Origin of the sequence: Bradyrhizobium sp. BRP19, from assembly GCF_020194195.1 — a bacterium.
GTDB lineage: Bacteria > Pseudomonadota > Alphaproteobacteria > Rhizobiales > Xanthobacteraceae > Bradyrhizobium > Bradyrhizobium yuanmingense.
On sequence record NZ_JADYVZ010000007.1, the window covers coordinates 126,534 to 151,520 of the forward strand.

A 24,987-nucleotide genomic window follows, 5' to 3' on the forward strand; every position below is an offset into this window, starting at 1 on the left:
ATCACCTGATGCTTGGCCGCCCCAAATTCGTACTTGCCTCCGGCTCGCCGCGTCGGCTGTCGCTGCTCAACCAGGCCGGCATCGAGCCGGATGCGCTCCGGCCGGCCGACGTCGATGAGACGCCGAGGCGGGGCGAGCTGCCGCGCGCCTGCGCCAACCGGCTGGCCAGAGCCAAGGCCGACGCTGCGCTGAAGTCGGTGCAGCTCGACGACGAACTGCGCGGCGCCTTCATCCTCGCCGCCGACACGGTGGTGGCGGTCGGCCGCCGCATCCTGCCCAAGGCCAATCTGGTCGACGAGGCCGCGCAGTGCCTGCGGCTGCTGTCGGGCCGCAACCACCGCGTCTACACCGCGATCTGCCTGGTCACGCCGCGCGAGGCTTTCCGCCAGCGTCTGGTCGAGACGCGCGTGCGCTTCAAGCGCCTGTCCGAGGACGACATCCAGGCCTATATCGGCTCCGGCGAATGGCGCGGCAAAGCCGGCGGCTACGCCGTCCAGGGCATCGCCGGATCCTTCGTGGTCAAGATGGTGGGGTCCTACACCAACGTCGTCGGCCTGCCGCTCTACGAGACCACGACACTGCTCGGCGGCGAGGGCTTTCCGATCCGCTTCGGCTGGCTCAATACCACCACGGTGTGAGCCCAAGGGCCGCGCCGACAAAAACCTCGAAAACAACCCCATGCACAGTAGAATGGCCCCGCCGGGTCCGACCAGCGGCGCATGCGCGGCTGCACCGGGAACCCGTTTCCGGGCAGGCTCTTGAACCCCGTCACCCCGTGTAAGCTGCCGACATCCATGGACGACCAGGTCAACAAGCCCACCGGCCCGCTCAAAACCTGCCCGATCTGCGGCAAGCCGCAGACGCAGGCCACCCGTCCGTTCTGCTCCTCGCGCTGTCGCGACGTCGACCTGAACCGCTGGCTGAAGGGCTCCTACGTCATCCCCGGCCGCGACGACGAAACCGACGACGTCGAATAATCGAGCTGTATCAAAGCTTTAATTGCCTCGCTGAAGCGCCGAGCAGCAGCCGCAGCAACCCCGCCCGATCTTGTGCACAGAAGGGCCGCGCCCGGCGCAGCCACTTGGCGAAGCCGGGTGGACAGGCCGCTCCGAGCCCACTATAAACCGCCCGCTCGATGGGCTTTGGCCCCTCTCTTGGAGCACGCCCAGGTAGCTCAGTTGGTAGAGCATGCGACTGAAAATCGCAGTGTCGGTGGTTCGATTCCGCCCCTGGGCACCATTTCCCTGACATCGAATATCCCCGAGCTGTAGCTGCCCCCGAGCCACGACCCTCGTCCGCTATACGTAGCCGGCGGCCGCTGATATGATCCTCCGACGGTAAACGGCAGCTCGCCACCATACTTTTCTGCGATGCCGGCCTTCTGATCGGACCTCGATCCCGCTCGCGCCATTTCGCATTGCTTCGACAAGAACGCTGAACAAATTCGCCAACGGCTGCCGCGTCCCCGCTCACATCAGGAGATGTGCCATGGCTGCATCGGACTGGCGTCTCGAAGGCGAATGGATGAAGAACTGCACCTGTGCGTTCGGCTGCCCCTGCGATTTCAACGCACGGCCGACCCAAGGCTATTGCAAGGGATTGGTCGCCATGCGGATCGCCAAGGGACATTTCGAAGGGACCAGGCTCGATGGTCTCTGCTTTGCGATCACGGTCGATTTCCCCGGGCCGCTGCATGAGGGCAACGGGACAATCCAGCCCATCATCGACGAACGCGCCACGGCGGAGCAGCGACAGGCGTTGTTCGATATCTTCTCCGGTAAGCATTCGGCCGAAGGCACGCTGTTCCAGATCGTCAGCATGATCGTCACCAAGATCCATGATCCCGTGTTTGTGCCGTTCGAGTTCTCCTTCGACAAGGACGGACGCGTCGCAAGACTCGTCGCCAAGGGCGTGCTCGAGACCGATGTCGAGCCGATCAAGAATCCGGTGACCGGTGATCCGCACCGCATCCAGGTGGTCATGCCCGAAGGGTTCGAACATCGGGCGGCCGAGGTCGCATCCGCCGACATCCGCTCGACCGGCGCGATCCGGTTCGAGACCCGCGCTACGCATAGCTCGCTCGCCAATGTCGTGCAGACGCCCAAGGGCGTTGCGGCATGATGCGGCGCTGACACCGACACGAGATCTCGGTGTCAGCTCCTCGTCGCCATGGACAAGTCGATGCAGGAGCGCTCGATACTCGAACACTTGCTCCACCGCGACCGGCTGATCGTCGCGATCGGGACCGCCGCAGTGGTCGCGCTCGCCTGGGCCTATCTCGCTGCGGGCGCCGGCATGGACACCGAGATGATGGCCGACATGCCGGACATGGCGCCGATGCCGTGGACGCCGTTCTATGGCGCGCTGCTGTTCGTGATGTGGTGGGTGATGATGGTCGCGATGATGGCGCCGAGTGCGGTGCCCACCGTTCTCTTGTATGCGACGGTCAAGCGAAGGCAGGAGACTGCCTCCCGCGCCGCAATCGATAGCTGGATCTTTCTCGCCGGTTATCTCGTGACGTGGGCCGGGTTCAGTCTCGCTGCGGTCCTGGTGCAAGCAGCATTCGAACGCTTCGGGTTGCTGTCGATGGCGATGGCAAGCACCAGCGCGATTCTGGGCGGCGGCGTGCTGATTGCGGCAGGGCTCTATCAGTTCACGCCGCTCAAACAGGCCTGCCTCCGTTACTGCGACAGTCCGCTGTTGTTTCTCAGTCGATATTGGCGGCCCGGCACGCGCGGCGCATTCCGGATGGGACTTCGCCACGGCAGCTACTGCGTCGGCTGCTGCTGGTTTCTGATGGTATTGCTGTTCGTCGGCGGCGTGATGAACCTGGCCTGGATCATCGGCATCGCGCTCTATGTGGCCGCCGAGAAGCTGCTGCCGTTCGGCCAACGATTGAGTTATGCGGCAGGCGCGCTCCTCATCCTGTCCGGCACGATCGTTCTTGCGCGCGCGATGTGAAAGCGGTCCAAAGACGGTTAAAATGTGCCGCTTGCGATATGCCCACCGGCTTAATTGCTCAAAACCGGCCGGCCTCCGTGATGATACGGATGCTTTGAGCTAAGAATTGAGCTTCCTCAAAACAGAAACTTAAGGCTGTTTCAACTAGCTTTGCGCCACGAACAGCACCCGCGCGCCGCCTTCGGTTCCGGGTGTCCCTGTGCGGTCGAGGCGGAGACAAGGCGATGCCAATACTGCGGGCGAGCGCAGTTCTGCCCTGGCGGCTGAAGCGGGGGGGGGCGCGTCGTGATTCCCGCAGGGGCAGTCCGCAAAGCCGGAAGAGCGATCCTGCGGAATGCTCCGCTGCAGATCGCATTGTTCTTTCTGCCGCTAGTCTGGATCGGCTATTTCGCAATTACCGCCTCCGAGCGGATGGATGCGATCCAGCAAGCGCGGTCGCACGGCAACAGCGTCGCCGAATTGTTCGAGGAGAACACCGAGCGCATCTTCGAGCGCGTGGATCAGTCGTTGCTGGTGGTACAGGCACTCTACGCCCAGGATCCGCAGGCCTTCAGCCTGAAGTTCTGGTCCGACAAGGCCCGCCTCGCCACCGGCGACGTGGTCCAGTTCGCTCTGATCGGATCGGACGGATACATGATCGAGACGACGGCGGGCTATTCCGGTCCGCCGCTTTATCTCGGTGATCGCGAGCACTTCATTCATACCATGTCGCAGGTCGACGATCGCCTTTACGTGGCGAAGCCGGTGCTGGGCCGCGCGTCCAAAAAGTGGACGATACAGCTCGCGAGAAAGCTGTTCGATCTCGCCGGCAATCGGGTCGGCGTGGTTGTCGGCTCGATCAGCGTCGACGTCGTCGGCAGGTTCTACGACACCGCAAAGCTCGGCGTCGGAGGAACGCTGGTGCTCAGGAATGCGAGCCACGTCGTGCTCGCCGCCCGGGGCGTGGACCAGGGGTCAGTGCTGGGACAAAGCGCGCCGAGCCGCGTCGCGGGCGAACTGGGCGACGGCTTCTATGCGCAATATTGGAACGAGAACCGACCGGACCGCAGCGACCGACTGATCACGGCGCGCAGGTCGCGTGCGTTTCCGCTCATCTTCACCGTCGGCATTTCGGAGCAGGAGATCTATTCCCGCTCCGCCTTCAGGCAGAAGGTCTATCTCGGCGGCGCGGTGCTGCTCACGTTCATCATCCTCGCCGCGACGACATTTCATTGGCGACGGCAGCAGGCGCTGGATCGCGCCCACCGCGAGCGGCGCGATTTCGCCAGCAAGTTCGAGGATGCGCTCAGGAACCTCCCCCAGGGCTTGAGCATGTTCGATGGCCGCGACCGTCTGATCGCGTTCAACCGGCAATGGCTCGAACTTTACGACCTCGTGCCGGAAGACATCCGGATCGGCATGGACTTCCGGGAGGTGTTCGCGAAGCAGACCGCCGTGCTCGACGTCGAAGCGTACCTCGTCGATTTGAAGAACCGGCTCGCCCAGTCGGAGCAGATCTCGAACACCGTGCAGTTTCCGGACGGACGGGTCGTCTACATCTCGTACGGCCGGCGCGAGGGCGGCGGCTGGGTTGCCACGCATGAGGACATCACCGAGCGCAAGGCGTCGGCGGACCGCATCGAGCGGCTCGCGCATTACGACAGCCTGACCGGCCTTGCCAATCGCAACCTGTTCAAGGAGCGCATCGACGAGGCGCTGGCCCGCCCGCGCCGGCCGGAGCCCGCGTTCGCCGTACTCCTGCTCGATCTCGACAAGTTCAAGTCGGTCAATGATGCGCTCGGCCACCAATGCGGCGACGCGTTGCTGAAGCAGGTTGCCGACCGGATCAAGGCGCAGATCCGTGATGCCGATACGGCGGCGCGAATCGGCGGCGATGAATTTGCCGTCATCGTCGCACCCGGCGGGGCCGCGATGCGCGACGGCGCTGAAAGCCTGGCCGCGCGGCTGGTCGAGGCCATTGCCGAACCCTTTCACATCGATGGCCACCCCGTCGTGAGCGGCTGTAGCATTGGCCTTGCGCTCGTGCCCGAGCACGGCACGCGGGTCGACGAGATCCTTCGCAACGCCGATCTTGCGCTCTACAGGTCAAAGAATGCCGGCAGAAACTGCTTCCACGTCTATTCACCGGAGCTCAAGGCGGAAGCGGATCAACGCAACGTGCTCGAGATCGAGCTGCGTGAAGCGATCTGGCGTGAGGAGATAGAGCTGTTTTATCAGCCTGTGATCGAGCTCGGCACTGGTCGGGTAAAATCGGTCGAGGCCCTGGCGCGCTGGCATCACGCCACCAGGGGCTACGTCCCTCCGGCGGAGTTCATTGCGGTTGCCGAGGCGGGGGGACTGATCGTCGAGCTCGGCCACCAGGTGCTCGCCAGGGCCTGCCGCGATGCGATGAGCATGCCGGGCGACATCAAGGTCGCTGTCAATCTCTCCGCCCTGCAATTTGCCAGCGCCAATCTCGTCGACACCGTGACCTTTGCGTTGACGCAGAGCGGGCTTCCGCAGACCCGGCTCGAGCTCGAGATCACCGAAAGCGTATTTCTCGCCGACACCGAGGAGAACCTCAGGACGCTCCAGCGCCTCAAGGCGCTCGGCGTCTCCATTGCCCTCGACGATTTCGGTGTCGGATACTCGTCGTTGTCCTATTTGACGGCCTTTCCTTTCGACAAGGTCAAGATCGACAAATCCTTCATCGACAGGATCGATCGCTGCGAGACCGTCGCCGTGCTGAAATCCATCGTGCAGCTGGCAAAGACGCTGAAGCTGTCGATCGTCGCCGAGGGGGTCGAGTCCTCCGAACAGGTCAGACGGCTCCAATCACTCGGCATCCCGCTCGGCCAGGGATTTCACTTCAGCAAGCCCGTGCCGCTTGCAAGCCTCTCCTGGCAAGCCCCCACGGCGCGCCGGAAACGGCGGGTGGCGTGAGGTCAATGCCTCAGGCGTTTTCATCATGCCTCGCCACTGCAGCCCCTTCGGCCGAAGAGCGTTCCTCAATTGCCGGTTCGGAAGCCTGCGCCCGTCCTGGCACTCCCCTTGCTCAGTCCTGATCCAAGCCCGGGCCTCGGTGGAGAGGCCGTTTCAGGTTGAGGCAAGTGATGCAGGAAGTGTCCCGTTCTGGTGCTGTTGACGAACTCCGGCTCGACGCGTTGATCGCCGATCTATGGTGGCGCGTTCGGCTGATTAATACCGACATTCTCGAGGAAGAGGCGCGCGCCGGGGTGTTCGACCCGGTTCAGCCGACCTACCCGCTTCTCGCGGCCAACCTTCGCGCCCGGCGCGACAATCTGGTCGCGACGATCGGCGTGCTCGAGCAGCGTGCGAGATCGGTGTCGGAAGCGGCTTGAAGCGGTCGCGGGGGCGCGCCAGCCTCGGCGTCTTCGTCAACCGGCCCGGCTGCAGCGCCAGAGGCGGGCGCGGGATGCAATGCGCATCCTCGCATGGCTCGAATGCCTCCGACGCTGTGCCGCTAACAGTTGAATTCAGGCCGCCGCCTGCCCGTGTTATGGCTGGTCTCTGCACCCCCGCGAGGCCGCCATGCTCCCCATTCCCGCCGATATCTTCACCGAACCCGAGGACGTCTCGCCCGACGGCCTGGCCAATCTCGGCCCGCTTCGGCGTCTTGCCGGCACCTGGCAGGCGGACAAGGGCATCGACATCAATCCGAAGGCGGAAGGGCCGGAGCGGCGGACCTTCATCGAGCACATCCGCATGGATCCGATCGATCCGCAGGCCAACGGGCCGCAGCTGCTATACGGGCTGCGCTACCACATCCACATCAACACGCCCGAGGAAGACATCACCTTCCACGACCAGGTCGGCTATTGGCTGTGGGAGCCGGCGACCGGGCTGATCATGCAGACGCTGGCGATCCCGCGCGGGCAGGTGCTGCTGGCCTCGGGCAAGGCCGGGCCTGACGACAAGACGATCTCGGTCACCGCCAAGCGCGGCGACACCGCCTACGGGATCTGCTCGACCAATTTTCTGGAGCAGGCCTTTCGCACCGATGCTTACCGCTGCGACATCACCTTCAACGACGACGGCAGCTGGACCTATCTGATCCAGACCGAGTTGTTCGTGCGCGGCGCGCCGTTCAATCACCACGACACCAACACGCTCCAGCTCATAGCGCCACCCAGGCTCAATCCGCTGGCGGCGATCGTGAACGATCGTGCCGCGCGCGGTGGACCCGCGGCCTGAGCGCTGCCCTGAGGATTGCATGAAACCGTATGTCATCTGCCTGATGCACTCCAGCCTCGACGGCCGCACGCATCCCAGCCGCTGGCGTCCGAAGGGCGCGGGTACGGACTGGTTCGAGAAGATCCACGATGAGCTCGGCGGCGATGCTTGGGTGATCGGTCGCGTCACGGGTTCGGAGTTCGCCAAGGGCAGGCCCTATCCCCCGACAGACGCGAAAGTTCCGCGCGAAAACTGGTTCGCCCGGTGCGATGCGAAGACCTACGGCGTCGTGCTCGATGCCGAGGGCAAGATCGGTTGGGGGCGCGCGGAGATCGGCGGCGATCCGATCGTCGTCGTGCTGACCGAGAATGTCCCGGATTCGCATCTCGCTGGCCTCCGCGGCGAGGGCGTGTCCTACATCTTTGCCGGCAAATCCGAGATCGACCTCGCACTGACGCTGGACATTCTCAGCCGCGAGCTCGGCGTGAAGCGCCTGCTGGTCGAGGGCGGCGGCGTCGCCAACGGCGCGTTCCTGCGCGCCGGCCTCATCGACGAATTCAACCTGATCCTCAGCCCTGCGATCGACGGCGCAAAGGGCGCCCCGTTCGTGTTCGATTCCACCGAGGCGGACAGCGACCGGCGCGCGCCGATCGCCGCGATGACGCTGGAGAGCACGCGCGAGCTCGGCGGCGGCGTCCTGCTGCTGCGCTATCTGATCCAGAACGACCCGCAAGCCGTGAGCCGGTAAGGCGCGGCCATGTCCGATCCGTCCGAGCACATCGTCATCGTCGGCGCCGGCGCGGCCGGCCTGATGGCGGCGCGCGAGCTGGCGCGTGCCGGGCGCAAGGTGACGATCCTGGAGGCGCGCCAGCGCTGCGGCGGCCGCATTCATCCGCTGCCGGCCTCGCAGTTCGGCTATGCCGCCGACGGCGGCGCCGAGTTCGTCCATGGCGAGGCGCCGGTCACCCGCGCATTGCTGCGCGAAGCCGGCCTGTCGCTTCAGGAGATCGAAGGCGAGCAGTGGCGCTTTGACGGGACGAAGCTCACGCGCGAGCGCGACGATCCCCATGAAGCGGAGCTTCAGGCCAAGCTGGCGGACTTGAAGGACGACCTCACGGTCGCCGACTTCCTGCGCCGGCATTTTGCAGGCGACAATTACGCGCCGCTGCGCCATTCGATCGAGCGGATGGTCGAAGGCTATGACGCGGCCGATCCCGAACGCGCCTCCACGCTGGCGCTGCGCGCGGAATGGATGGACGGCGGGCACGCTCCGCAGGCGCGCATCGAAGGCGGCTGCGGCGCGATGATCGATTTCCTGGCGGCCGACTGCCGCAGGCAGGGCGTCACCATCCGCCTCGGCAGCGTTGTGTCGGCGATTGCGGAGGAGGGCGGCGCGGTGATCGTTCGCTGCGCCGGCGGCGACGTGCACGCCTGCGACCGCATGATCCTCACCGTGCCGCTGCCGCTGCTGCGCGAGATCGCGCTACCGGCAGGCGCGCGTGCCAAGCTGGCTGCTGTCGACGACATCGGCTTTGGCAACGTCATCAAGATCCTGCTGCGCTTCGCGCGGCCATGGTGGCGCGAGCGCAAGGAAGACCTTGCGGACATGACCTTCCTGCTGTCGGATGAGGCGATCCCGGTCTGGTGGACGCGCTATCCTGACCAGCATCCCGTGCTGACGGGCTGGTTCGGTGGCCCCCGCACGGCCGAGCTGGAAAGCCTCGACGCGCGAGCATTGATCGATGCCGGGCTCGGCTCGCTCGCCGCAATCTTCGGCCTGCCGCGCGATCACATCGTGCGCGAGCTGGTGGCGTCCGCCGCGACTAACTGGGCGCATGATCCGTTCGCGCGCGGCGCCTATTCGTGGGCGACGCCGCGCACGCGCGCGGCACAGGCGATCCTCGCGCGCGGCGACGGCTTGGTGCTGTTTTCCGGCGAAGCGCTCTATCGCGGCCGCGACATGGGCACGGTCGAGGCGGCACTGGCGAGCGGCCTGGAGACGGCGGACATGATCCTTCGGGGACAATGAAAAGAGGCCCGCATCTGATGCGGGCCTCTCGTCGCGTGTCTCTCCAGAACTTACCAGCGGCCGCCGCCGAAGCTGAACGTCACGCCGGGGCCTCCGCCGTAATAGCCGTACGGTCCGCCGCCGTAATAGCCGTGGTGCCGCGGGTAATAACCGTAGCTCCTGTAATACGGCCGGTAATAGCCGTGATGATGCCGCCAATGATGATGGTGGCGGTAATGCCTGCGGTGCGCGCTGATGTCGGTGGTTTGGCTTTCCTGCGCGGTCTGCTTGGCACTTGTATTGCCGGCCGCGCTCGCCGATCCACCGGCCAACGCCGCAGCACCAAGGGCGATCGCGGCAATGAGATATTTCATGTCATCACTCCAGTTGAAGGTCGTGTGACAACACATGAGTATCCCGCGCGTTCCAGCCACTGCGGGCGTCGAAACGACGCAGATTTTCAGTTCCCCGATGAACGCACGTTAACGTTTGTGAACGAGCGAAGGCCGCGCGATCTATCGTCGCATGAAGAGGCATGGCCTGCGACTCGCGCCCCGAACGCGGCGCAGCGTCTCTTCGACGATGCGGTGCGAGTCCGGGACACGAGAGTGGCGCATGTAGATTTTCGCAACTGTCACGGATGCGGATTAGGAAAGCGGTGTCGCTCGGAGAGCGCAGCGAGGATCGCGTCCTTGTCTGCGATGAATGTACGACCGTGATAGCTGAGCGCAGTGCCAGGGCTGCGTGGCATCAGCGCGATCGTACACGTTGACGCCAGCGGACACGGACCTACTTGAACGGGTCCTGGATCGACGGGGCCGACTGGCGGATGCGGCGCACGCTGACCGGCGTGCCGTCGGAGACGAACAGCAGCTCGTATTTGCGGCCCTCGCTATCGGTCGCCGAGCAGGTGACGTCGTTCACCTTTCTGGCGGCGAAGTTGCCGGTCTGCCGGCAGATGCCGGTCGAGGTCTGCTCGGCGGGCACGGGCAGGCCGTCGACCTTGGGGCGGTTCTTGGAGTTGAGCAGCACGCGGTCGATCCGCAGCTCGTAGGAATTGTCGTCGGCGCGCTTGCCGTTCTCGCCGGAGAACGACACCACGTGGCTGTCATCGGAGGGATCGTCGACCGCGACGGCGAAATTGACCCGTCCCGTGTCGCCATGGGCGTAGGCCACCGTCTTGCACGGGAAGGTGCGGCCTGCGACCCTGAACGTCTTGCAGTGGCCGGACATCAGCGCCAGGAGATCGATGAAGGCGTTCGGCCGCGCCGGCGGATTGTTGACCGGAATCGGTTTGGAAGTCTCGGCAAAACAAGGACTTGCCGCAAGCACGAGCAGCGCGGCGAGGACCAATCGGCGAAGGCGCATCGTCGGGCTCATGAGCCAGAGGGCTATGGCGGAAGAGTTCCGCACCATAGCCATCGAGCCGCAAATTGGTTGCGATCCCGTTTGTGCTGCAAATCCCGTCTGGAATACCACCACGGCCACCCCGACGGCGATTCGTTCAAATCGCCCGATCCATCCCGGCGGGCACATGCCATCAGGGCGGTGTTTTTTTCGTGGCATGATCCGGAAAAGTGCGTAGCGATTTTCCGAAAGGCTCATGCTCAAACAATAACCTAACCCATCGCCGCCTGCCAGCGCCTGTCGCGGAAGGAGGGGCGGCGGTGGAGGCGGGCGTCCAGCACGGCGCGGGCGCGGGGCAGCTCACCGCTGCGCATGAGCGCGACGATATAGGTGTCCTCGATCAGCTCGCGCTGGGCGTGGCTGCCGCCGATGCGCACCACCTCGCCGAGCACCGGCGCGAGCATCTGCACGCAAGTCCGGTAATCCTCATCGGCGAAAGCCGCGAGTGCGCGGAAGATCGCCGGCACCACAGGGCCCGCCGGCAGCTTGCCGTCGGCCAGCCGCTGCTCGATCGCCGCAAGGCGGGCGGCGAGCGCTTCGCGATTCTGCGTCGCGGCTGCGAATAGCGCCATGTGGACGTCGGCAAAGGACAGGCTCGATTTCGGAAACAGTTTTTGCGCGGCGGCGTCGGCTTCCTGCCACAGCGCCTTCGGTACCGCATGACCGTACATCGACAGGCGCCACAGCAGCGAAGCGCTGTCGGTGATGACGTTGAGCGGCGGCGCCTGCGTGGCAGTGGGCCGAAGCACGTCGGCATAGATCGCGAGCGCCCGCGCCGCATCGCCATGCTCGAGCGCGCCGAGCGCCTGATGCCAACGGATATGGCCGTGGAGGATTCCGGAGCGGTCATAAGCCGGCAGCCATTCGTCGACGAGACGATCGGCGTCCTCGATCGATCCGTCCTCGAACATCGCATGCAGCACCGCGTGCGCGGCGTGGGCATTTTCCCGGCGCAGATGGAAGCCGCGCTCGGTGACGGCGCGGCCGCGCGCGACGTCGCCATTCTCCGTCATCGCCCAGCCGGACATGGTGAGGAACCACCAGTCCTCGCCGTAATGTGGGGCGACGCGTTCGCAGAGCTCGTGCCGGGCGCGGTCGTGATCGGCCATGCCTGAGAAGGCGAACAGGCCGAACGCGCCAAGCGGCAGCGACAGCACCAATGCGTCGCGGGGCCATGCGTCGATATGCTTCAGCGTCGATGCGATCGCCTCCGGCAGCCGGCCCTCGATCGCGAGCGCCAGCGTCTCGACATGCGAGCGCTCGCGCTCGCTGCCGCGCCCGGCCACGAGCTCGCGCGCGCGTGCCGCCTTTTGCCGCGCGAGATCGCCCTGCTGGTAGAAGGCATGAACGCGGCCGCGGGCGATGTGGGCCAGCGCGAAATCAGGGTCGGCCGCGATCGCGCGCTCCAGCATCTCCGCCGTGCCGGTCCAGCCCGCGAGCATGAGGTCGACGCCGTCGCGATAGGCGGATGCTGCCTCGTGCGAGGTGGTGGAGAGCGGCAGGCCGTAGCGGTCTTGAAGCGCCATCGAAGGCCCCCCTCACGCCGTCCGCGCGCGGCGGCCTTCGATCGGATAGGCCGGATCATTGTAGCCTGGCGTCGAGGGATGGCCTGGCGTCACCAGGCGGTCGATCAGCGCCTCGTCCTCCGCGGTGAAACGATAATCGAGCGCGCTGATGTAGCCGTCCCATTGCTCCTCGGTGCGGGGACCGGCGATCACCGACGAGACGAAGGCGGAGTTGAGCACCCAGCCGACCGCGAACTGGCCGGCGGTGATGCCTTTCGTCTCGGCGTGAGCCTTGATCTCCTGCGCAAGCTGGAGCGATTCCGGCCGCCATTCGGTCTGCATCATGCGGGTGTCGTTGCGCCCCGCGCGCGTCTCCTTGTCGGGCGCTGCATCCACCCTGTACTTGCCGGTGAGCACGCCGCGAGCAAGCGGGCTGTAGGGCACGATGCCGAGACCGTAATAGGCGCAGGCCGGAAAGTGCTCGACCTCCGGCATGCGGTTCATGGCGTTGTAATAAGGCTGGCTCACCGCGGGCCGGTCGATGCCGAGCCGGTCGCAGATGTTGCAGATCTCGGCGACGCGCCAGGCGCGGTAGTTGGAGACGCCGAAATAGCGCACCTTGCCGGCGTGGATCAGGTCGCTCATGGCGCGCACCGTCTCCTCCAACGGCGTGGCATGGTCTTCCTTGTGCAGATAGTAGATGTCGATGTGATCGGTGCCGAGCCGCATCAAGCTCTCGTCCGCCGCCTGCAACACCCAGCGCCGCGACAGCCCGCCGCGATTGGGATCGTCCCCCATGGGGTTTGCGAGCTTTGTGGCAAGCACCCAGGCACCACGATTGCGCGCGATGGCGCGGCCGACGACCTCCTCGGAGGCGCCTTTGGAATAAGCGTCCGCTGTGTCGATGAAATTGATCCCGGAATCGCGTGCCTTGTCGATGATCCGCTTCGACGTGGCCTCATCGGTCGGCCCGCCGAACATCATGGTGCCCAGGCAAATCGGCGAGACCTTGAGGCCGCTGCGGCCGAGCTGGCGGTATTGCATGGGCGAGTCCTCGATGTTGGTGGACGGCAGCATAGCCAGCAAAGTCCGTCATTGCGAGCGCAGCGAAGCAATCCAGAGATGTGTCCGCGGAGGGATGCTGGATTGCTTCGCTGCGCTCGCAATGACGGTGGGGCACGTTTGCGCCTCACATTCAGTGTCATCGCCCGCGAAGGCGGGCGATCCAGTACGCCGAGACAGTCGTGATCGATCGAGGGGCCGCGACGTACTGGATTCCCCGCCTTCGCGGGGAATGACGGCTGCGGGTGTGGCGCGCAGCAGCGCCGGCCTGATCGCCCGCTACCCCGGCCCCTTCAAGATCTTGAACACGCCGTTCGCCATCACGATGCAGCGGTCGTCCACGGTCACCTCGGTGCTCATGAAGATCAGGCTGCGGGTCGAGCGCACCACGCGCGGGCGGGAGATCAGGGTGTCGCCGATCTGGCCGGCCTCGACGAAATGGGTGTCGAGCTGCACCGTCGCCAAGTACTCCTTGCCGGAGACGTAACGGGCCGTCATGCCGCAGGTGCGATCGGCGAACGTCATCATCACGCCGCCCTGGACCATGCCGCGGCGGTTGTGGTGCTTGTCCTCGGTCGCGAGCGCGAACTCGTAATGGCCGTCGACCTTGCGCTCCCACAACGGGCCGATCAGATGCAGGAAGCCCGTGGTCTCCAGGATGCTCCAGCCCTCTGATTTCAACCTTGCGGCGGCCTTGCTGGTCATGTCGTCGTTCGTCCTTGCAACGCGATGTCTCCTCGTTTCATCAGATGCAGTCCTGGTGTAGTCAAGCATCATGAGAACGTTCGACGATGCCACCAGACGGAATATCGCAGAGGCCTGCGCGGCCTTCGCGCGGCTGCCCGTCACAGCCGAGCCGTCGGCGCTGAAGCGCGCCGCGGTCGTGCTGGCGCTGACCGAATCCGACGACGGTGGCGACACCGCCTTCCTGCTCACCAGGCGCGCCCCGCACCTGCGCGCCCATCGCGGCCAATGGGCGCTGCCCGGCGGACGCTGCGATGCCGGCGAGACGCCGGTCGAGGCGGCGCTGCGCGAGCTCGACGAAGAGCTCGCACTCGCGCTGTCAGCCGATGCGGTGCTCGGCCTGCTCGACGATTATCCGACGCGCTCGGGCTATCTGATCACGCCGGTCGTGGTCTGGGCGGCCGACAGTGCTGCGATCCGCCCGAACCCGGATGAGGTCGCCTCCGTTCATCGCATCGCGCTGGCCACGATCGAGCGCGACGATGCCTTCGATTTCACTGAGATCCCCGAGAGCAGCCGCCGCGTGATCCGCTTCCATCACCAGATGAGCCTGATCCATGCCCCGACCGCGGCGCTGATCTACCAGTTCCGCGAGGTGCTGGCGGGGCGGCACACCCGCGTCACCGACCTGGAACAGCCGGTATTCGCCTGGACGTGACGATGGTAAACGGCGCGTTAACGCGACGGTTACCGGATGCCTGCTAAGAAGGCAGCATGCATCATTCGATTCGAAATAAATTGGCGCTGGTTCCGCTCGCGCTCGTCCTGATCTCGCCTGCGGCGCGCGGCGCCGAGGCCGACGCGCTGTCGCCCGCCGTTCGCAATGCCAACGCCCAGCTGCTGTCGCAGTTTTTCGCGCAAGGCGCGGGGGCTTCGCCGGCCGTGCTCGAATATCGCCGCAAGCTCGCGGAATATCAGGCCGCGCGCGCCGCCTTCGATGCCGAGGCCGGCGCCTATTGGAGCCAGATCTCGGAGAAGCGGAAGGCCCGCAACGCCAAGCGGCGCAATGGGCAGCAGATCACGCTCGATGACTACGTGCTGGAGCATCCGCCGCTCTATACCGGGCCGAAGAAGCCGGTGAATCCGGAGCCGGAGGAAACGCCGGATCGCCCCGCGAGAAGACCGATCCCCGTGGTCGCCGATTTCCTGCGTGCGGCGCAGGAACTCTACCAGTTCACGCCGCAACGCCCGTCCAGCGAGCTCGAGTTCAAGCGCGCCTATGCGCGCTACGCTCTGGCCCATGGCCTGACGCGCGAGCAGGCGGTGCGGGTCTATTCGTTCGAGACCGGCGGCACCGGCAGTTACGACGTGCAGGCGGGCATCGAGCATGGCGGCAAGCGCGCGATCTCGACCGCGATGGGCTACAACCAGCTGCTCACCACCAACAGCGTCGAGCTGCTCGCCGAGCAGGGCCATGAACTGATCCGCGCGCTGTCCGAGAAGGTGACGCGCACATCTGGACCGGCGCGGCATGCGCTCGAGCACAAGCTCACTGTCCTGAAGAAGATGGTGGCGCACGCGAAGTCGGTGCCCGATACCTGGTCGGAGCACGAGAAGATGGGCGCCACCCCGCAGGGCTGGGCCATGCATGCGATGGTGCTCGACGTTGACATCGGACCGATGCTGCAGACCCACAAGCTGCTGACTTCGGTGCATTTCGCCCGCGCCAAGGGACACTCGCGCCCGCTGTCGGCGGCCGAGCTCGAGATGATGAACCTCACCGGCGACGGCACCGGCCTCGACATGGTGACGATGCCGCAAGCGATGCGCGAGCGGGTGCCGACCTCGAATTTCTTCCAGCGCGGCGGCTATGAGCGCAACCCAGTCGCGATCCGCCACAACACGGTGGCGAAGCTGCTGGCCGTGACCGACGAGCGCATGGACGTGAACAGCGGCAAACCCGGCGCAAGGGAATTGGCAGGGGCGTTCTAGGACGCTGGCGCTTTCTTCACCTCTCCCCGCTTGCGGGGAGAGGTCGGATTGCATCGTCAGATGCAATCCGGGTGAGGGGGTACAGGTCCCTCGACGATCTCATGCGTGGAGAGAGGCCCCTCACCCCAACCCTCTCAGCGCGAGCGAAGCTCGTCGCGGCCCTGTAAGAACGGGGCGAGGGAGCGCACCGTGATCGCAGCTTCTACTGATCCGGCCCGAACTTGAACTTGCCGTCACCCTCCAGATACGGGCCGGTGCGCATGTAGAGCTGGCCGTTCTGGCCGATGAAGAACAGTGTGCCCTTGGGTACCTTCTTGGCGCCCTTCAAGAGCTCGCCGGCGTTGCTGGTGCCCATCTTGTAGGAATAGGTCTTGCCCTCCCTGTCGTAGGCGTAGCCGGTGTCGGTCTTCAGCTCCCAGGGCGTCGCTGCGGTTTGCGCCAATGCGGGCGCTACCAATGCGCCGAGCGCGGCTGCGAGTGCAAATGTCTTGATTGAAAATGCCGTCATCCCATCCTCCCAAGATCGGGACATTCCATGATTGAACAAATCACGAACGATGCGTCCCGGTCAACTTGCGATAGCGCCGCAGCGCATCACGTCTTGCCCAGCAGTTTGTGATTTTCCCTCCGTCCCCTCGCGACTATGTTCCGCTTTCCGTTTAGAACGCAACTCGACAAAAATATTGGTGGGGATGATTCGAATGAACCTTGTCGTCAAAGCCTGCTCGGCTGCCGCGCTGTTGCTCACGGCGCTGGGGCCGGCCGCCCAAGCCGATGACTACCGGCTCAGCCACAACCAGCGGATTTCGTGCAGCCGCGGCCTTGCCCCGGGCAAGCTGAACACGGCGACCTGCAAGTCCTACACCTATCTCTTCAACACCAGGACCTCGGAATATTTCCGCTGCCAGGTCTCCCTGGCGCTGACCCGCGACAACAAGGAAGTCATCAACGTCCAGACCGACGGCGGCTGCACCAAGAAACCGCGCATTTTCGAGACCGACGGCAAGTACGATTTCGACGCCACCGAGACCGAGCCGCCGAACACCAATTCGTTCTTCGGCCCCGGCGGCTATTCGGTCTGGGCCGCCGACGTCGGCGCGCAGAAGGTGCGCGGCTGCATCACCATCTCCTCCGGCCTCGGCTCCGACATCTCCAAATGCCTGGACATGACGTTCCAGTGAGCGATCGCTCGATAGCCACTGCGTAGACGGTGCGCTCCCTGCCCCGCCTACGGGGGAGGGCTGGGGAGAGGTGTCTCCGCATCGGGACAATCTCCTAGAGGAGAAAACCCTCACCCGCGCCTTCGGCGCGACCTCTCCCGCAAGCGGGAGAGGTGACCGAGCAAGCCGCTCCGACTCGAACCTAACGCGACTCCAGTCCCGCTGCGCCACCTCGCCGCACCGTCCGGTTCCCAAAAACCCAGCGGGAACGGCCCTTTGCCGCAGTCCTGTTTTGCCTTTTGGATGGGTTGACCCGCATCCCTCATCCGGCCAATTTCGCCGCCGGTTTGGGGAGAACAACAACCATGAAACGGACGATTTTCGGCGCGGCCGCGGCTCTGGCTCTGGCGGCGTCGGCACCTTGCGCCCAGGCGCAATCCTTCATCAACGTGCTGACCGGCGGCACCTCCGGCGTTTACTATCCGCTCGGGGTCGCGATCGGAAAGATCTACGGCGAAAAGATTCCGAACGTGAAGACGCAGGTGCAGGCCACCAAGGCGTCGGTCGAGAACCTGATCCTGCTGCAGCAGGGCCGCGGCGAGCTGGCGTTCACGCTGGGCGACTCGCTGAAAGCCGCCTGGGAGGGCGAGGAGGAGGCGGGCTTCAAGACCAAGCTCGACAAGCTGCGCACCATCGGCGCGATCTACCCGAACTACATCCAGATCGTCGCGACCGCGGACAGCGGCATCAAGACGCTCGCCGACCTCAAGGGCAAGAGCCTGTCGGTCGGTGCGCCGAAATCGGGCACGGAGCTGAACTCCCGCGCGATCCTGGCCGCTGCTGGCATGAGCTACAAGGAGCTCGGCAAGGTCGAATATCTGCCCTTTGCCGAATCCGTCGATCTCATGAAGAACCGGCAGCTCAACGCCACGCTGCAATCGGCCGGGCTCGGCGTCGCCTCGCTGAAGGACCTTTCGACCTCGAGCCCGATCACGGTGGTGTCGGTGCCGAAGGAGACCGTCGACAAGATCGGCCCGCCGTTCGTCTCTGCGACCATTCCGGCCAACACCTATACCGGCCAGGACAAGGACGTGCCGACTGCGGCCGTGATCAATTATCTGGTCACGAGCTCCGCCGTCTCGGACGATCTCGCCTACCAGATGACCAAGCTGGTCTATGAATCGCTGCCCGAACTCGTCACTGCGCACGCGGCCGGCAAGGAGATCAAGCTCGAGACCGCCGCCACCGGCAGCCCGGTCCCGCTGCACCCCGGCGCGATCCGCTATTACAAGGAAAAGGGGCTGATCAAGTAATCAGCTCCTGTCGTCGGACGTCATGGCCGGGCTTGTCCCGGCCATCCACGTTCTGCGGCTGTGCATGGAAGTTTCGTGGATGCCCGGGACAAGCCCGGGCATGACGGCTCGGGACATACCGTGCCAATGCTACAAGCGCTCGACGATTGGGGATGGGCTGAGATGCTGGAAAAGGCAGAGGGGACTGAGATCGCGCCCGACAAGGTCAAGGTCGAGTTCGACAATTTCGAGCATGGCTTCCCAGAAGGCTTCGGCCCGGGCTGGTGGGGCCGGCTCGCCTACTGGATCGGCATCGCGTTCGCGATCTTCCAGCTCTACGTCGCCGCCTTCAACTATCTGCCGAGCCAGGTGGTGCGCGGCGTCCATGTCGGATTCCTGCTGCTGCTGACCTTCGGCCTGATCGCCAACTTCACCGCGAAGAGCAATTTCGGCCGTGCGCTGGGCTGGGCGATCGGCGCCGCCGGCTTCTACTGCGGTCTCTACCAATGGATCTTCTATGCCGACCTGATCGCGCGCGATGGCGATCCGACCAGGCTCGATCTCGCCGTCGGCACCCTGCTCGCGGTGCTGATCTTCGAGGGCACGCGGCGGCTGATGGGCGCGGCGCTGCCGCTGATGTGCGGTGCGTGTCTCGTCTATTGGTTCTTCGGTCAGTACCTGCCGTCGCCGCTCAACCATCGCGGCTATGATTTCGACCAGATCGTCACGCATTTGTCGTTCGGCACCGAAGGCTTTTACGGCGTGCCGGTCTACGTCTCCGCGACCTACATCTTCCTGTTCATCCTGTTCGGCTCGTTCCTGGAGCGCGCCGGCATGATCCAGCTGTTCACCGACGTCTCGCTCGGCCTGTTCGGCCGCACCCGCGGTGGACCTGCCAAGGTCGCGGTGTTCGCCTCGGGCATGATGGGGACCATCTCCGGCTCGGGCGTCGCCAACGTCGTCACCGTCGGCCAGTTCACGATTCCCTTGATGATCAGGTTCGGCTACCGCCGCGCCTTCGCGGCCGGCGTCGAGGCGACGGCCTCGATGGGCGGCCAGATCATGCCGCCGGTGATGGGGGCGGTCGCCTTCATCATGGCCGAGACGCTCGGCGTGCAATATTCGGAGATCGTCAAGGCCGCCGCGATCCCCGCGATCCTCTATTTCGCCTCCGCGTTCTGGATGGTGCATTTGGAAGCCGGCAAGCACGGCCTGGTCGGCATGAAGCGCTCGGAGATCCCGAGCGCCTGGAAGGCGCTGGTGACGCGCTGGTACCTCGTGCTGCCGCTCGCGGCTCTGGTCTACATGCTGTTCGAGGGTTTTACGCCGCTCTATGCCGGCAGCATGGGCCTTGCGCTCACGGTGACGCTGATCCTCGGCACCGCCATCACGACGGGCGCCTCCTCGAACGTGATCCGCACCATCTTCTGGGTCGGGCTCGCGCTCGTCGTCGCGGCATTGTCGCGCGACGGCCTCCAGATCGTGCCGGTCGCGACCGTCGTGGTCGGCCTGATTGTGATCACGGCGTTCGTGCGCGGCGGCTTTGCGGCGTTGCGGGCCTGCCGCGATGCGCTGGCCGAGAGCGCGAAATCCGCCATCACCGTCGGCATGGCCTGCGCGATCGTCGGCGTCATCATCGGCATGATGTCGCAGACCGGCGTCGGCACCATCTTCGGCGGCTGGGTGATCGGACTCGGCGAGAAGAGCCTGTTCCTGGCGCTGGTCATGACCATGCTGCTGTCGATCCTGCTCGGCACCGGCATCCCGACCATCCCGACCTACATCATCACTGCCGCGCTCGCAGCTCCCGCGCTGGCCAAGCTCGGCGTGCCCTTGATCGCGAGCCACATGTTCGCATTCTATTACGGCATCATGGCCGACCTCTCGCCGCCGGTGGCGCTCGCCGCGCTTGCGGCCGCGCCAATCGCCAAGGAGAACCCGGACAAGATCGGCTGGGAGGCGATGCGCATCGCGCTCGCCGGCTACGTCATTCCCTTCATCTTCGTCTATTCGCCGGCCTTGATGCTGCAGGCCGGCGATCCCATGGCGGCCAAGCTCGGCTTCTACGGCGCGGTGGCGCTGGCGAGCTTGAAGGCGCTGGTGGCGATCGGCCTGTTCGGCATGGCCGCGATCGGCTTCCTGTTCACGCGGCTGACGCTGATCGAGCGCCTGGTCGCGCTCGGCGCCGCGTTCTGCCTGCTCGGCGAATTCCCCTTCAGCGATACTGCGGGCTTCGTGCTCGCCGCCGCGCTTGTGTTGTGGCAATGGCGGCAGCGTCCGCCGGCGCCGGTCGAGGCGGTGTGAGCCTCTGTCTTGCGACAGCGGGCGGCGTGAAAGCGCTGACGCTGTCCGCGTTCACGCTTGTCTGGACGCATTCGATCGCGAAGGTCGAATGGCAGGAAGACTGGCGCCTCACGCCATCAGGCCTCGAGCTGGTGCAAGCCCGCGTCAAGGGCACCGGCCCCGGCATGGAGCCGCCGGCCGAGGCGCGGCTGGTCGACGGCTGGTTTCAATGGCGGCCGCAGCGTGCGCCGATGCCGGAATTGGTGCTCGGCAATTCCGGCGCGGCCGGAGAATGGCGGCTGTGCCATGACGGGACGTGCTGGACATTGTCGGAGATTGTCGGGCATCCCATTGGTGCTAACGTCACCACGTTGAGCGTCTGCAAAGAACCGTAGCCCGGATGGAGCGGAAGCGTAATCCGGGACCACTGCCCCGGATTGCGCTGCGCTCCATCCGGGCTACAAGAACAACAACACGGGAGACACGCGATGGATCGGCTCAAGGGCAAGGTTGCGATGGTGGTGGGGGCCGGCTCGATCGGTCCAGGCTGGGGTAACGGCAAGGCGACCGCGGTGACCTTTGCGCGCGAGGGCGCGCAGGTGTTCTGCGTCGATCGCAACGGTGCCGCGGCCGAGGAGACCGCGAAGATCATCAGCGGCGAGGGCGGCAAGGCGACGGCGTTCACGGCCGACGTGTCGCGCGCCGGCGAGATCGAGGCGATGGTCGCGGCGTGCCTCAAGGCCTATGGCCGCATCGACGTGCTCGACAACAATGTCGGCATCGCCGAGATGGGCAGTGTCGTCGAGGTGAGCGAAGAAAGCTGGGACCGCGTCTTCAGCGTCAACCTCAAGAGCGCCTATCTCGCCATGAAGCACGTGATCCCTGTTATGGTGAAGCAGGGCGGCGGCTCGATCATCAACATCTCCTCGATCGCCTCGATCCGCCACATGGGCATCTCCTACGTCACCTACGGCACCTCGAAAGCGGCGATGAACCAGATGACGCGCACCACAGCGATCGAGTTCGCGCGCCATCACGTCCGGGTCAACGCGATCCTGCCCGGCCTGATGAAGACGCCGATGGTCGAGCACTCCGCCGGCCTCGCTGCCAGCTACGCCAAGGGCGATGTCGAGGCGATGTGGCGCGCGCGCGACGCCCAGGTGCCGATGGGCCATATGGGCGATGCATTCGACGTCGCCAACGCCGCGCTGTTCCTGGCCTCGGACGAGTCGAAATACGTGACGGGCATCGAGCTCGTTGTCGACGGCGGAATCACGTGCAAGGCCGGGGCTTGATCAGCCCCAGCTTGCACGCAGCCCGCCGCTGCGAGTCATAGGCGATCGCCCTGTCTTGCAAGAAGGAAGCAGATCATTCACAGCAGGGCGTATTGCGCGCGTTCGCGCCTGGTCAGCAGCGGCAGCGCCTGTTCCGCGATGTAGTTCTTGAAATGCACGCTCTCCTGGTGCGCCCTAAAGGCGTGTTCGTCGCGGAACAACTCGTAGAACAGGAACTGGGCCGGATTGTCCTTGGCGCGCGAGATCAGGAACAGCTTGACGCCTGGCTCGCGCTGCGCCTGAGGGAGGAAGCCGCGCAGGATTTCGGCAATGCGGTCGGCCTCTTCGGCCTTTGCTTCCCATTGCGCCACGACGAGAAGTCCGCCGCCGATGGCCGGGTGGCCGGCCTCTTGATTCATTGCCTGTTCGGTCATGATGGAGCTCCTTGAGAATGCTCCATTCGATAGCGCGGCTCTGGGCGGCAATGGTTCGATGAAGATCGTAGTGCGAATGTCGCCGCGGCCCAGCGTTCCGTCGCGGGTCGAATTGATTTCCTGCGCGAATTTCGCTACCGCCTTTTCCCGTGGATACGCTCAAGGTCAGAGACGCTAAAGACGTCGAAGAGGTGGTGCGCGCGGCGATCGCGAGCGAGCAGCCGCTCGAGATCATCGGCCATGGCGGTAAGCGCGGCATCGGCCACGCCATGGCGACCAACGCCGTGCTCGACGTCTCCGCACTCAATGCCGTCACCGCCTACGAGCCGAACGAGCTCATCATCACGCTCCAGGCCGGCGCGCCGCTGGCCGACGTGCTGGCGCTGATCGACGCCAAGAACCAGCAATTCGCCTTCGAGCCTGTAAACACCGCCCCGCTGCTCGGCACGACGGCAACAGGCACCATCGGCGGCATGATCGCGGCAGGGCTCGCCGGGCCGCGGCGGATCCGGGCGGGCGGAGCGCGCGACCACCTGCTCGGCGCGCATGCCGTCTCGGGTTTCGGCGACAGCTTCAAGACCGGCGGCAAGGTGGTGAAGAACGTCACCGGCTACGACCTCTGCAAGCTGCTGGCGGGGTCCTGGGGCACGCTGTCGGTGATGACCGAGGTCACGCTCAAGGTGATGCCCAAGCCCGAGGCCGAGCGGACGCTGTTGCTGCGCGGGTTAGATGATGCCGCCGCCAACAAGGCCATGACTGCGGCGCTGGGCTCGCCCTTCGACGTCTCCGCCGCCGCGCATCTGCCGAAATCCGCACTCCGGGCCGGGACCGAGGGGCTGGGCGACATTGCGGGCCAAGGCGAGGCCGAGGCGCTGACCGTGCTGCGGCTCGAGGGCATCACCGCGTCCGCTGCGCACCGCGCCGGCTCGCTGCGCCAATTGCTGGCGCCGTTTGGAACCGCGACGCTGATCGAGGACGTGGCATCCGCGGCCCTGTGGAGCGCGATCCGCGACGTGCTGCCGTTCGCGGCGAGCGGCGCGCTCGGCGCCTGGCCGGTCTGGCGGATCGTCTGCCCGCCGGCCTCGGGCGCGGCGCTGGGCACGCAGCTGGCGCGCGAGACGGGGGGCGATGTGATCTACGATTGGGGCGGCGGCCTGATCTGGGCGGCGCTCCCGCCGAAGCCGGACGCGCATGCCCCGGCGGTGCGTGCGCACGCGAACGCGGCCGGCGGGCATGCCACGCTGATCCGGGCGACTGATGATGTCAGGCGCGAGGTCGACGTGTTCCATCCGCAGGCGCCGGGGATTGCCGCGCTGAGCGAGCGGGTGCGCGCCAGCTTCGATCCGAAGATCATTCTCAACCGGGGGCGGCTCACGCGGAGCGCTGGCTGATGAAGACCGAATTCTCACTCGCGCAGCTCGCCGACCCCGATATCGCGGAAGCCGACAAGATCCTGCGCGCCTGCGTCCATTGCGGCTTCTGCACCGCAACCTGCCCGACCTATGTGCTGCTCGGCGACGAGCTCGATAGCCCGCGCGGCCGCATCTATCTGATCAAGGAGATGCTGGAGAAGGACCAGGCGCCGACCGCCGACGTGGTCAAGCATATCGACCGTTGCCTGTCGTGCCTTGCCTGCATGACGACCTGCCCCTCGGGCGTGAACTACATGCACCTGGTCGATCAGGCCCGGGTGCAAATCAAGCAGCGCTATCGGCGGCCGCTGACCGAGCGGCTGCTGCGCCAGGTGCTGGCCTTCGTCCTGCCGGACCCGCAGCGCTTTCGCGTCAGTATGTGGCTGGCGCGGCTCGTCCGTCCGCTCGGCGTCTTGCTGCCGACACCCCGGCCTGCGGCGACGCCGGGCTTGATCCAGCGCATCAAGGCGATGCTGGCGCTGGCGCCGGACCGGCTGCCGCCCGCAGGGCCCGCCGCCGGCAGCGTGTTCGCGGCGCTGGGCAAGAAGCGCGGCCGTGTGGCACTGCTCCAGGGCTGCGCCCAGCAGGTGCTGGCGCCGCGCATCAACCAGGCCGCCATCAGTCTCCTGACCCGCCACGGCATCGAGGTCGTCCTTGTCAAGGACGAGCAGTGCTGTGGCGCGCTGACCCATCACCTCGGCAACGACGAGGATGCGCTGGCACGGGCTCGCGCCAACGTCGCGGCGTGGCGGAAGGAAATGGCCGGCGAGGGGCTCGATGCCATCCTGGTGACGACCTCCGGCTGCGGCACGGTGATCAAGGATTACGGCTATCTCCTGCGCGAGGACACAGCGTTCGCGGCCGATGCTGCGAGGGTCTCGGCGCTCGCCAAGGACATCACCGAATACGTCGCCGGCCTCGAGCTTGCGACGGCGGCGCGAGCGGACGACATCGTCATCGCCTATCACTCCGCGTGTTCGTTGCAGCATGGACAGAAAATCACAGGGCTTCCGAAAGAATTGCTTTCCAAGAATGGATTCGTGGTGAAAGATGTGCCCGAGAGCCATTTGTGTTGCGGTTCGGCGGGGACCTACAACATTCTCCAGCCCGAGCTTGCGGGTCGGTTGCGTGATCGCAAGGTCGCCAACATCGCGAGCGTCAAGCCGGACATGATTGCCGCGGGCAATATCGGCTGCATGGTGCAGATTGCCAGTGGCACGTCAGTTCCGGTCGTACACACGATTGAGCTTCTCGATTGGGCGACGGGCGGGGCGCGGCCGGCACTGAACGCGCAGGTTTGAGCTTTCAGGAGCCCGAACTGTCCTCCCGAGGTGACGACT

Annotated in this window: 25 protein-coding genes and 1 tRNA gene; 19 read left to right on the plus strand and 7 right to left on the minus strand. The window is 65.5% G+C overall.

The window, feature by feature from the left end:
• Positions 1-8 precede the first annotated feature (8 nt).
• From I6F36_RS22170 to I6F36_RS22225, 10 genes are all read left to right on the plus strand, one after another.
• Positions 9-638: a Maf-like protein gene (locus tag I6F36_RS22170; protein WP_225113370.1), complete on the plus strand. Its 630-nt coding sequence runs from the start codon at positions 9-11 to the stop codon at positions 636-638.
• A 156-nt stretch (positions 639-794) separates the two neighbouring features.
• On the plus strand, positions 795-977 hold the full coding sequence (gene yacG, locus I6F36_RS22175) for a DNA gyrase inhibitor YacG (RefSeq protein WP_036027000.1): 183 nt from the start codon (positions 795-797) through the stop codon (positions 975-977).
• A 186-nt stretch (positions 978-1,163) separates the two neighbouring features.
• Positions 1,164-1,239 (plus strand) — tRNA-Phe (locus tag I6F36_RS22180).
• 249 nt (positions 1,240-1,488) lie between these two features.
• Positions 1,489-2,121 carry a DUF1326 domain-containing protein gene (locus I6F36_RS22185; protein ID WP_036014350.1) on the plus strand — a complete coding sequence of 211 codons (633 nt, stop codon included), beginning with the start codon at positions 1,489-1,491 and terminating at the stop codon, positions 2,119-2,121.
• 174 nt (positions 2,122-2,295) lie between these two features.
• Entirely contained in the window at positions 2,296-2,961 is a 666-nt protein-coding gene (locus I6F36_RS22190; protein ID WP_346656669.1) for a DUF2182 domain-containing protein, read from the plus strand.
• Positions 2,962-3,315: 354 nt separating this feature from the next.
• Complete coding sequence (locus I6F36_RS39700) at positions 3,316-5,883, plus strand: EAL domain-containing protein (protein WP_276573733.1); 2,568 nt, start codon at positions 3,316-3,318, stop codon at positions 5,881-5,883.
• Between the two features lie 170 nt (positions 5,884-6,053).
• Positions 6,054-6,302: a hypothetical protein gene (locus I6F36_RS22210; RefSeq protein WP_225113365.1), complete on the plus strand. Its 249-nt coding sequence runs from the start codon at positions 6,054-6,056 to the stop codon at positions 6,300-6,302.
• Between the two features lie 190 nt (positions 6,303-6,492).
• Positions 6,493-7,155 carry an FABP family protein gene (locus I6F36_RS22215; RefSeq protein WP_225150942.1) on the plus strand — a complete coding sequence of 221 codons (663 nt, stop codon included), beginning with the start codon at positions 6,493-6,495 and terminating at the stop codon, positions 7,153-7,155.
• A 19-nt stretch (positions 7,156-7,174) separates the two neighbouring features.
• Positions 7,175-7,882 (plus strand): dihydrofolate reductase family protein, encoded by a 708-nt coding sequence (locus tag I6F36_RS22220; RefSeq protein WP_225150944.1) that lies wholly within the window; start codon positions 7,175-7,177, stop codon positions 7,880-7,882.
• Between the two features lie 9 nt (positions 7,883-7,891).
• Positions 7,892-9,163, plus strand: coding sequence for an NAD(P)/FAD-dependent oxidoreductase (locus I6F36_RS22225; protein ID WP_225172153.1), 1,272 nt, complete (start codon positions 7,892-7,894; stop codon positions 9,161-9,163).
• Between the two features lie 50 nt (positions 9,164-9,213).
• On the opposite strand, the gene I6F36_RS22230 is transcribed toward I6F36_RS22225, so the two are convergent.
• The 5 genes from I6F36_RS22230 to I6F36_RS22250 form a co-directional block, all read right to left on the minus strand.
• Positions 9,214-9,516 carry a hypothetical protein gene (locus I6F36_RS22230; protein ID WP_036027019.1) on the minus strand — a complete coding sequence of 101 codons (303 nt, stop codon included), beginning with the start codon at positions 9,514-9,516 and terminating at the stop codon, positions 9,214-9,216.
• A gap of 415 nt (positions 9,517-9,931) precedes the next feature.
• Positions 9,932-10,510: a hypothetical protein gene (locus I6F36_RS22235; RefSeq protein ID WP_225144912.1), complete on the minus strand. Its 579-nt coding sequence runs from the start codon at positions 10,508-10,510 to the stop codon at positions 9,932-9,934.
• Between the two features lie 251 nt (positions 10,511-10,761).
• Positions 10,762-12,075 carry a tetratricopeptide repeat protein gene (locus I6F36_RS22240; protein ID WP_225172154.1) on the minus strand — a complete coding sequence of 438 codons (1,314 nt, stop codon included), beginning with the start codon at positions 12,073-12,075 and terminating at the stop codon, positions 10,762-10,764.
• 12 nt (positions 12,076-12,087) lie between these two features.
• Positions 12,088-13,098: an aldo/keto reductase gene (locus I6F36_RS22245; protein ID WP_036027041.1), complete on the minus strand. Its 1,011-nt coding sequence runs from the start codon at positions 13,096-13,098 to the stop codon at positions 12,088-12,090.
• Positions 13,099-13,395: 297 nt separating this feature from the next.
• Positions 13,396-13,821 (minus strand): PaaI family thioesterase, encoded by a 426-nt coding sequence (locus tag I6F36_RS22250; RefSeq protein ID WP_036014328.1) that lies wholly within the window; start codon positions 13,819-13,821, stop codon positions 13,396-13,398.
• A 70-nt stretch (positions 13,822-13,891) separates the two neighbouring features.
• Here I6F36_RS22250 and I6F36_RS22255 point away from each other — a divergent pair, with 70 nt between their 5' ends.
• Together I6F36_RS22255 and I6F36_RS22260 are read left to right on the plus strand one after the other, a co-directional pair.
• The gene (locus I6F36_RS22255; RefSeq protein WP_225172155.1) at positions 13,892-14,518 is read left to right on the plus strand and encodes a CoA pyrophosphatase; all 627 of its coding nucleotides are present in this window, start codon (positions 13,892-13,894) and stop codon (positions 14,516-14,518) included.
• A 56-nt stretch (positions 14,519-14,574) separates the two neighbouring features.
• Positions 14,575-15,792 (plus strand): hypothetical protein, encoded by a 1,218-nt coding sequence (locus tag I6F36_RS22260; protein WP_225147328.1) that lies wholly within the window; start codon positions 14,575-14,577, stop codon positions 15,790-15,792.
• Between the two features lie 202 nt (positions 15,793-15,994).
• Here I6F36_RS22260 and I6F36_RS22265 read toward each other — a convergent pair whose 3' ends face one another.
• Positions 15,995-16,300: a hypothetical protein gene (locus I6F36_RS22265; protein ID WP_036014324.1), complete on the minus strand. Its 306-nt coding sequence runs from the start codon at positions 16,298-16,300 to the stop codon at positions 15,995-15,997.
• A gap of 193 nt (positions 16,301-16,493) precedes the next feature.
• Between I6F36_RS22265 and I6F36_RS22270 the strand changes: the two genes are divergently transcribed.
• The 5 genes from I6F36_RS22270 to I6F36_RS22290 all read left to right on the plus strand — a co-directional run bounded on the left by I6F36_RS22270 (position 16,494) and on the right by I6F36_RS22290 (position 21,822).
• Positions 16,494-16,973 (plus strand): hypothetical protein, encoded by a 480-nt coding sequence (locus I6F36_RS22270; RefSeq protein ID WP_225172156.1) that lies wholly within the window; start codon positions 16,494-16,496, stop codon positions 16,971-16,973.
• 344 nt (positions 16,974-17,317) lie between these two features.
• Positions 17,318-18,265, plus strand: coding sequence for a TAXI family TRAP transporter solute-binding subunit (locus I6F36_RS22275; RefSeq protein ID WP_225172157.1), 948 nt, complete (start codon positions 17,318-17,320; stop codon positions 18,263-18,265).
• Positions 18,266-18,427: 162 nt separating this feature from the next.
• Entirely contained in the window at positions 18,428-20,548 is a 2,121-nt protein-coding gene (locus I6F36_RS22280) for a TRAP transporter permease (protein ID WP_036039900.1), read from the plus strand.
• Positions 20,509-20,922, plus strand: a complete 414-nt coding sequence (locus I6F36_RS22285; protein WP_225151903.1) for a DUF1850 domain-containing protein — start codon at positions 20,509-20,511, stop codon at positions 20,920-20,922. The genes I6F36_RS22280 and I6F36_RS22285 overlap by 40 nt, the downstream gene beginning before the upstream one ends.
• Positions 20,923-21,015: 93 nt before the next feature.
• Positions 21,016-21,822: an SDR family NAD(P)-dependent oxidoreductase gene (locus I6F36_RS22290; RefSeq protein WP_225172158.1), complete on the plus strand. Its 807-nt coding sequence runs from the start codon at positions 21,016-21,018 to the stop codon at positions 21,820-21,822.
• 77 nt (positions 21,823-21,899) lie between these two features.
• Here the strand turns inward: I6F36_RS22290 and I6F36_RS22295 are convergent, their stop codons facing one another.
• Entirely contained in the window at positions 21,900-22,235 is a 336-nt protein-coding gene (locus tag I6F36_RS22295) for a putative quinol monooxygenase (RefSeq protein WP_225172159.1), read from the minus strand.
• A 149-nt stretch (positions 22,236-22,384) separates the two neighbouring features.
• Between I6F36_RS22295 and I6F36_RS22300 the strand changes: the two genes are divergently transcribed.
• Together I6F36_RS22300 and glcF are read left to right on the plus strand one after the other, a co-directional pair.
• Positions 22,385-23,626 carry an FAD-binding protein gene (locus I6F36_RS22300; protein ID WP_036014306.1) on the plus strand — a complete coding sequence of 414 codons (1,242 nt, stop codon included), beginning with the start codon at positions 22,385-22,387 and terminating at the stop codon, positions 23,624-23,626.
• Positions 23,626-24,948 (plus strand): glycolate oxidase subunit GlcF, encoded by a 1,323-nt coding sequence (gene glcF, locus I6F36_RS22305; RefSeq protein ID WP_225172160.1) that lies wholly within the window; start codon positions 23,626-23,628, stop codon positions 24,946-24,948. Before I6F36_RS22300 ends, glcF begins: the two co-directional genes overlap by 1 nt.
• The last annotated feature ends 39 nt before the right edge of the window (positions 24,949-24,987 follow it).

What these genes read in the sequence shown, in the direction of transcription:
- I6F36_RS22170 (WP_225113370.1), top strand. Translation starts at nt 9, where the DNA reads ATGCTTGGCCGCCCCAAATTCGTACTTGCCTCCGGCTCGCCGCGTCGG.
- yacG (WP_036027000.1), top strand. Translation starts at nt 795, where the DNA reads ATGGACGACCAGGTCAACAAGCCCACCGGCCCGCTCAAAACCTGCCCG.
- I6F36_RS22185 (WP_036014350.1), top strand. Translation starts at nt 1,489, where the DNA reads ATGGCTGCATCGGACTGGCGTCTCGAAGGCGAATGGATGAAGAACTGC.
- I6F36_RS22190 (WP_346656669.1), top strand. Translation starts at nt 2,296, where the DNA reads ATGGACACCGAGATGATGGCCGACATGCCGGACATGGCGCCGATGCCG.
- I6F36_RS22210 (WP_225113365.1), top strand. Translation starts at nt 6,054, where the DNA reads ATGCAGGAAGTGTCCCGTTCTGGTGCTGTTGACGAACTCCGGCTCGAC.
- I6F36_RS22215 (WP_225150942.1), top strand. Translation starts at nt 6,493, where the DNA reads ATGCTCCCCATTCCCGCCGATATCTTCACCGAACCCGAGGACGTCTCG.
- I6F36_RS22220 (WP_225150944.1), top strand. Translation starts at nt 7,175, where the DNA reads ATGAAACCGTATGTCATCTGCCTGATGCACTCCAGCCTCGACGGCCGC.
- I6F36_RS22225 (WP_225172153.1), top strand. Translation starts at nt 7,892, where the DNA reads ATGTCCGATCCGTCCGAGCACATCGTCATCGTCGGCGCCGGCGCGGCC.
- I6F36_RS22230 (WP_036027019.1), bottom strand. Translation starts at nt 9,516, where the DNA reads ATGAAATATCTCATTGCCGCGATCGCCCTTGGTGCTGCGGCGTTGGCC.
- I6F36_RS22235 (WP_225144912.1), bottom strand. Translation starts at nt 10,510, where the DNA reads ATGCGCCTTCGCCGATTGGTCCTCGCCGCGCTGCTCGTGCTTGCGGCA.
- I6F36_RS22240 (WP_225172154.1), bottom strand. Translation starts at nt 12,075, where the DNA reads ATGGCGCTTCAAGACCGCTACGGCCTGCCGCTCTCCACCACCTCGCAC.
- I6F36_RS22245 (WP_036027041.1), bottom strand. Translation starts at nt 13,098, where the DNA reads ATGCAATACCGCCAGCTCGGCCGCAGCGGCCTCAAGGTCTCGCCGATT.
- I6F36_RS22250 (WP_036014328.1), bottom strand. Translation starts at nt 13,821, where the DNA reads ATGACCAGCAAGGCCGCCGCAAGGTTGAAATCAGAGGGCTGGAGCATC.
- I6F36_RS22255 (WP_225172155.1), top strand. Translation starts at nt 13,892, where the DNA reads ATGAGAACGTTCGACGATGCCACCAGACGGAATATCGCAGAGGCCTGC.
- I6F36_RS22260 (WP_225147328.1), top strand. Translation starts at nt 14,575, where the DNA reads ATGCATCATTCGATTCGAAATAAATTGGCGCTGGTTCCGCTCGCGCTC.
- I6F36_RS22265 (WP_036014324.1), bottom strand. Translation starts at nt 16,300, where the DNA reads ATGACGGCATTTTCAATCAAGACATTTGCACTCGCAGCCGCGCTCGGC.
- I6F36_RS22270 (WP_225172156.1), top strand. Translation starts at nt 16,494, where the DNA reads ATGAACCTTGTCGTCAAAGCCTGCTCGGCTGCCGCGCTGTTGCTCACG.
- I6F36_RS22275 (WP_225172157.1), top strand. Translation starts at nt 17,318, where the DNA reads ATGAAACGGACGATTTTCGGCGCGGCCGCGGCTCTGGCTCTGGCGGCG.
- I6F36_RS22280 (WP_036039900.1), top strand. Translation starts at nt 18,428, where the DNA reads ATGCTGGAAAAGGCAGAGGGGACTGAGATCGCGCCCGACAAGGTCAAG.
- I6F36_RS22285 (WP_225151903.1), top strand. Translation starts at nt 20,509, where the DNA reads ATGGCGGCAGCGTCCGCCGGCGCCGGTCGAGGCGGTGTGAGCCTCTGT.
- I6F36_RS22290 (WP_225172158.1), top strand. Translation starts at nt 21,016, where the DNA reads ATGGATCGGCTCAAGGGCAAGGTTGCGATGGTGGTGGGGGCCGGCTCG.
- I6F36_RS22295 (WP_225172159.1), bottom strand. Translation starts at nt 22,235, where the DNA reads ATGACCGAACAGGCAATGAATCAAGAGGCCGGCCACCCGGCCATCGGC.
- glcF (WP_225172160.1), top strand. Translation starts at nt 23,626, where the DNA reads ATGAAGACCGAATTCTCACTCGCGCAGCTCGCCGACCCCGATATCGCG.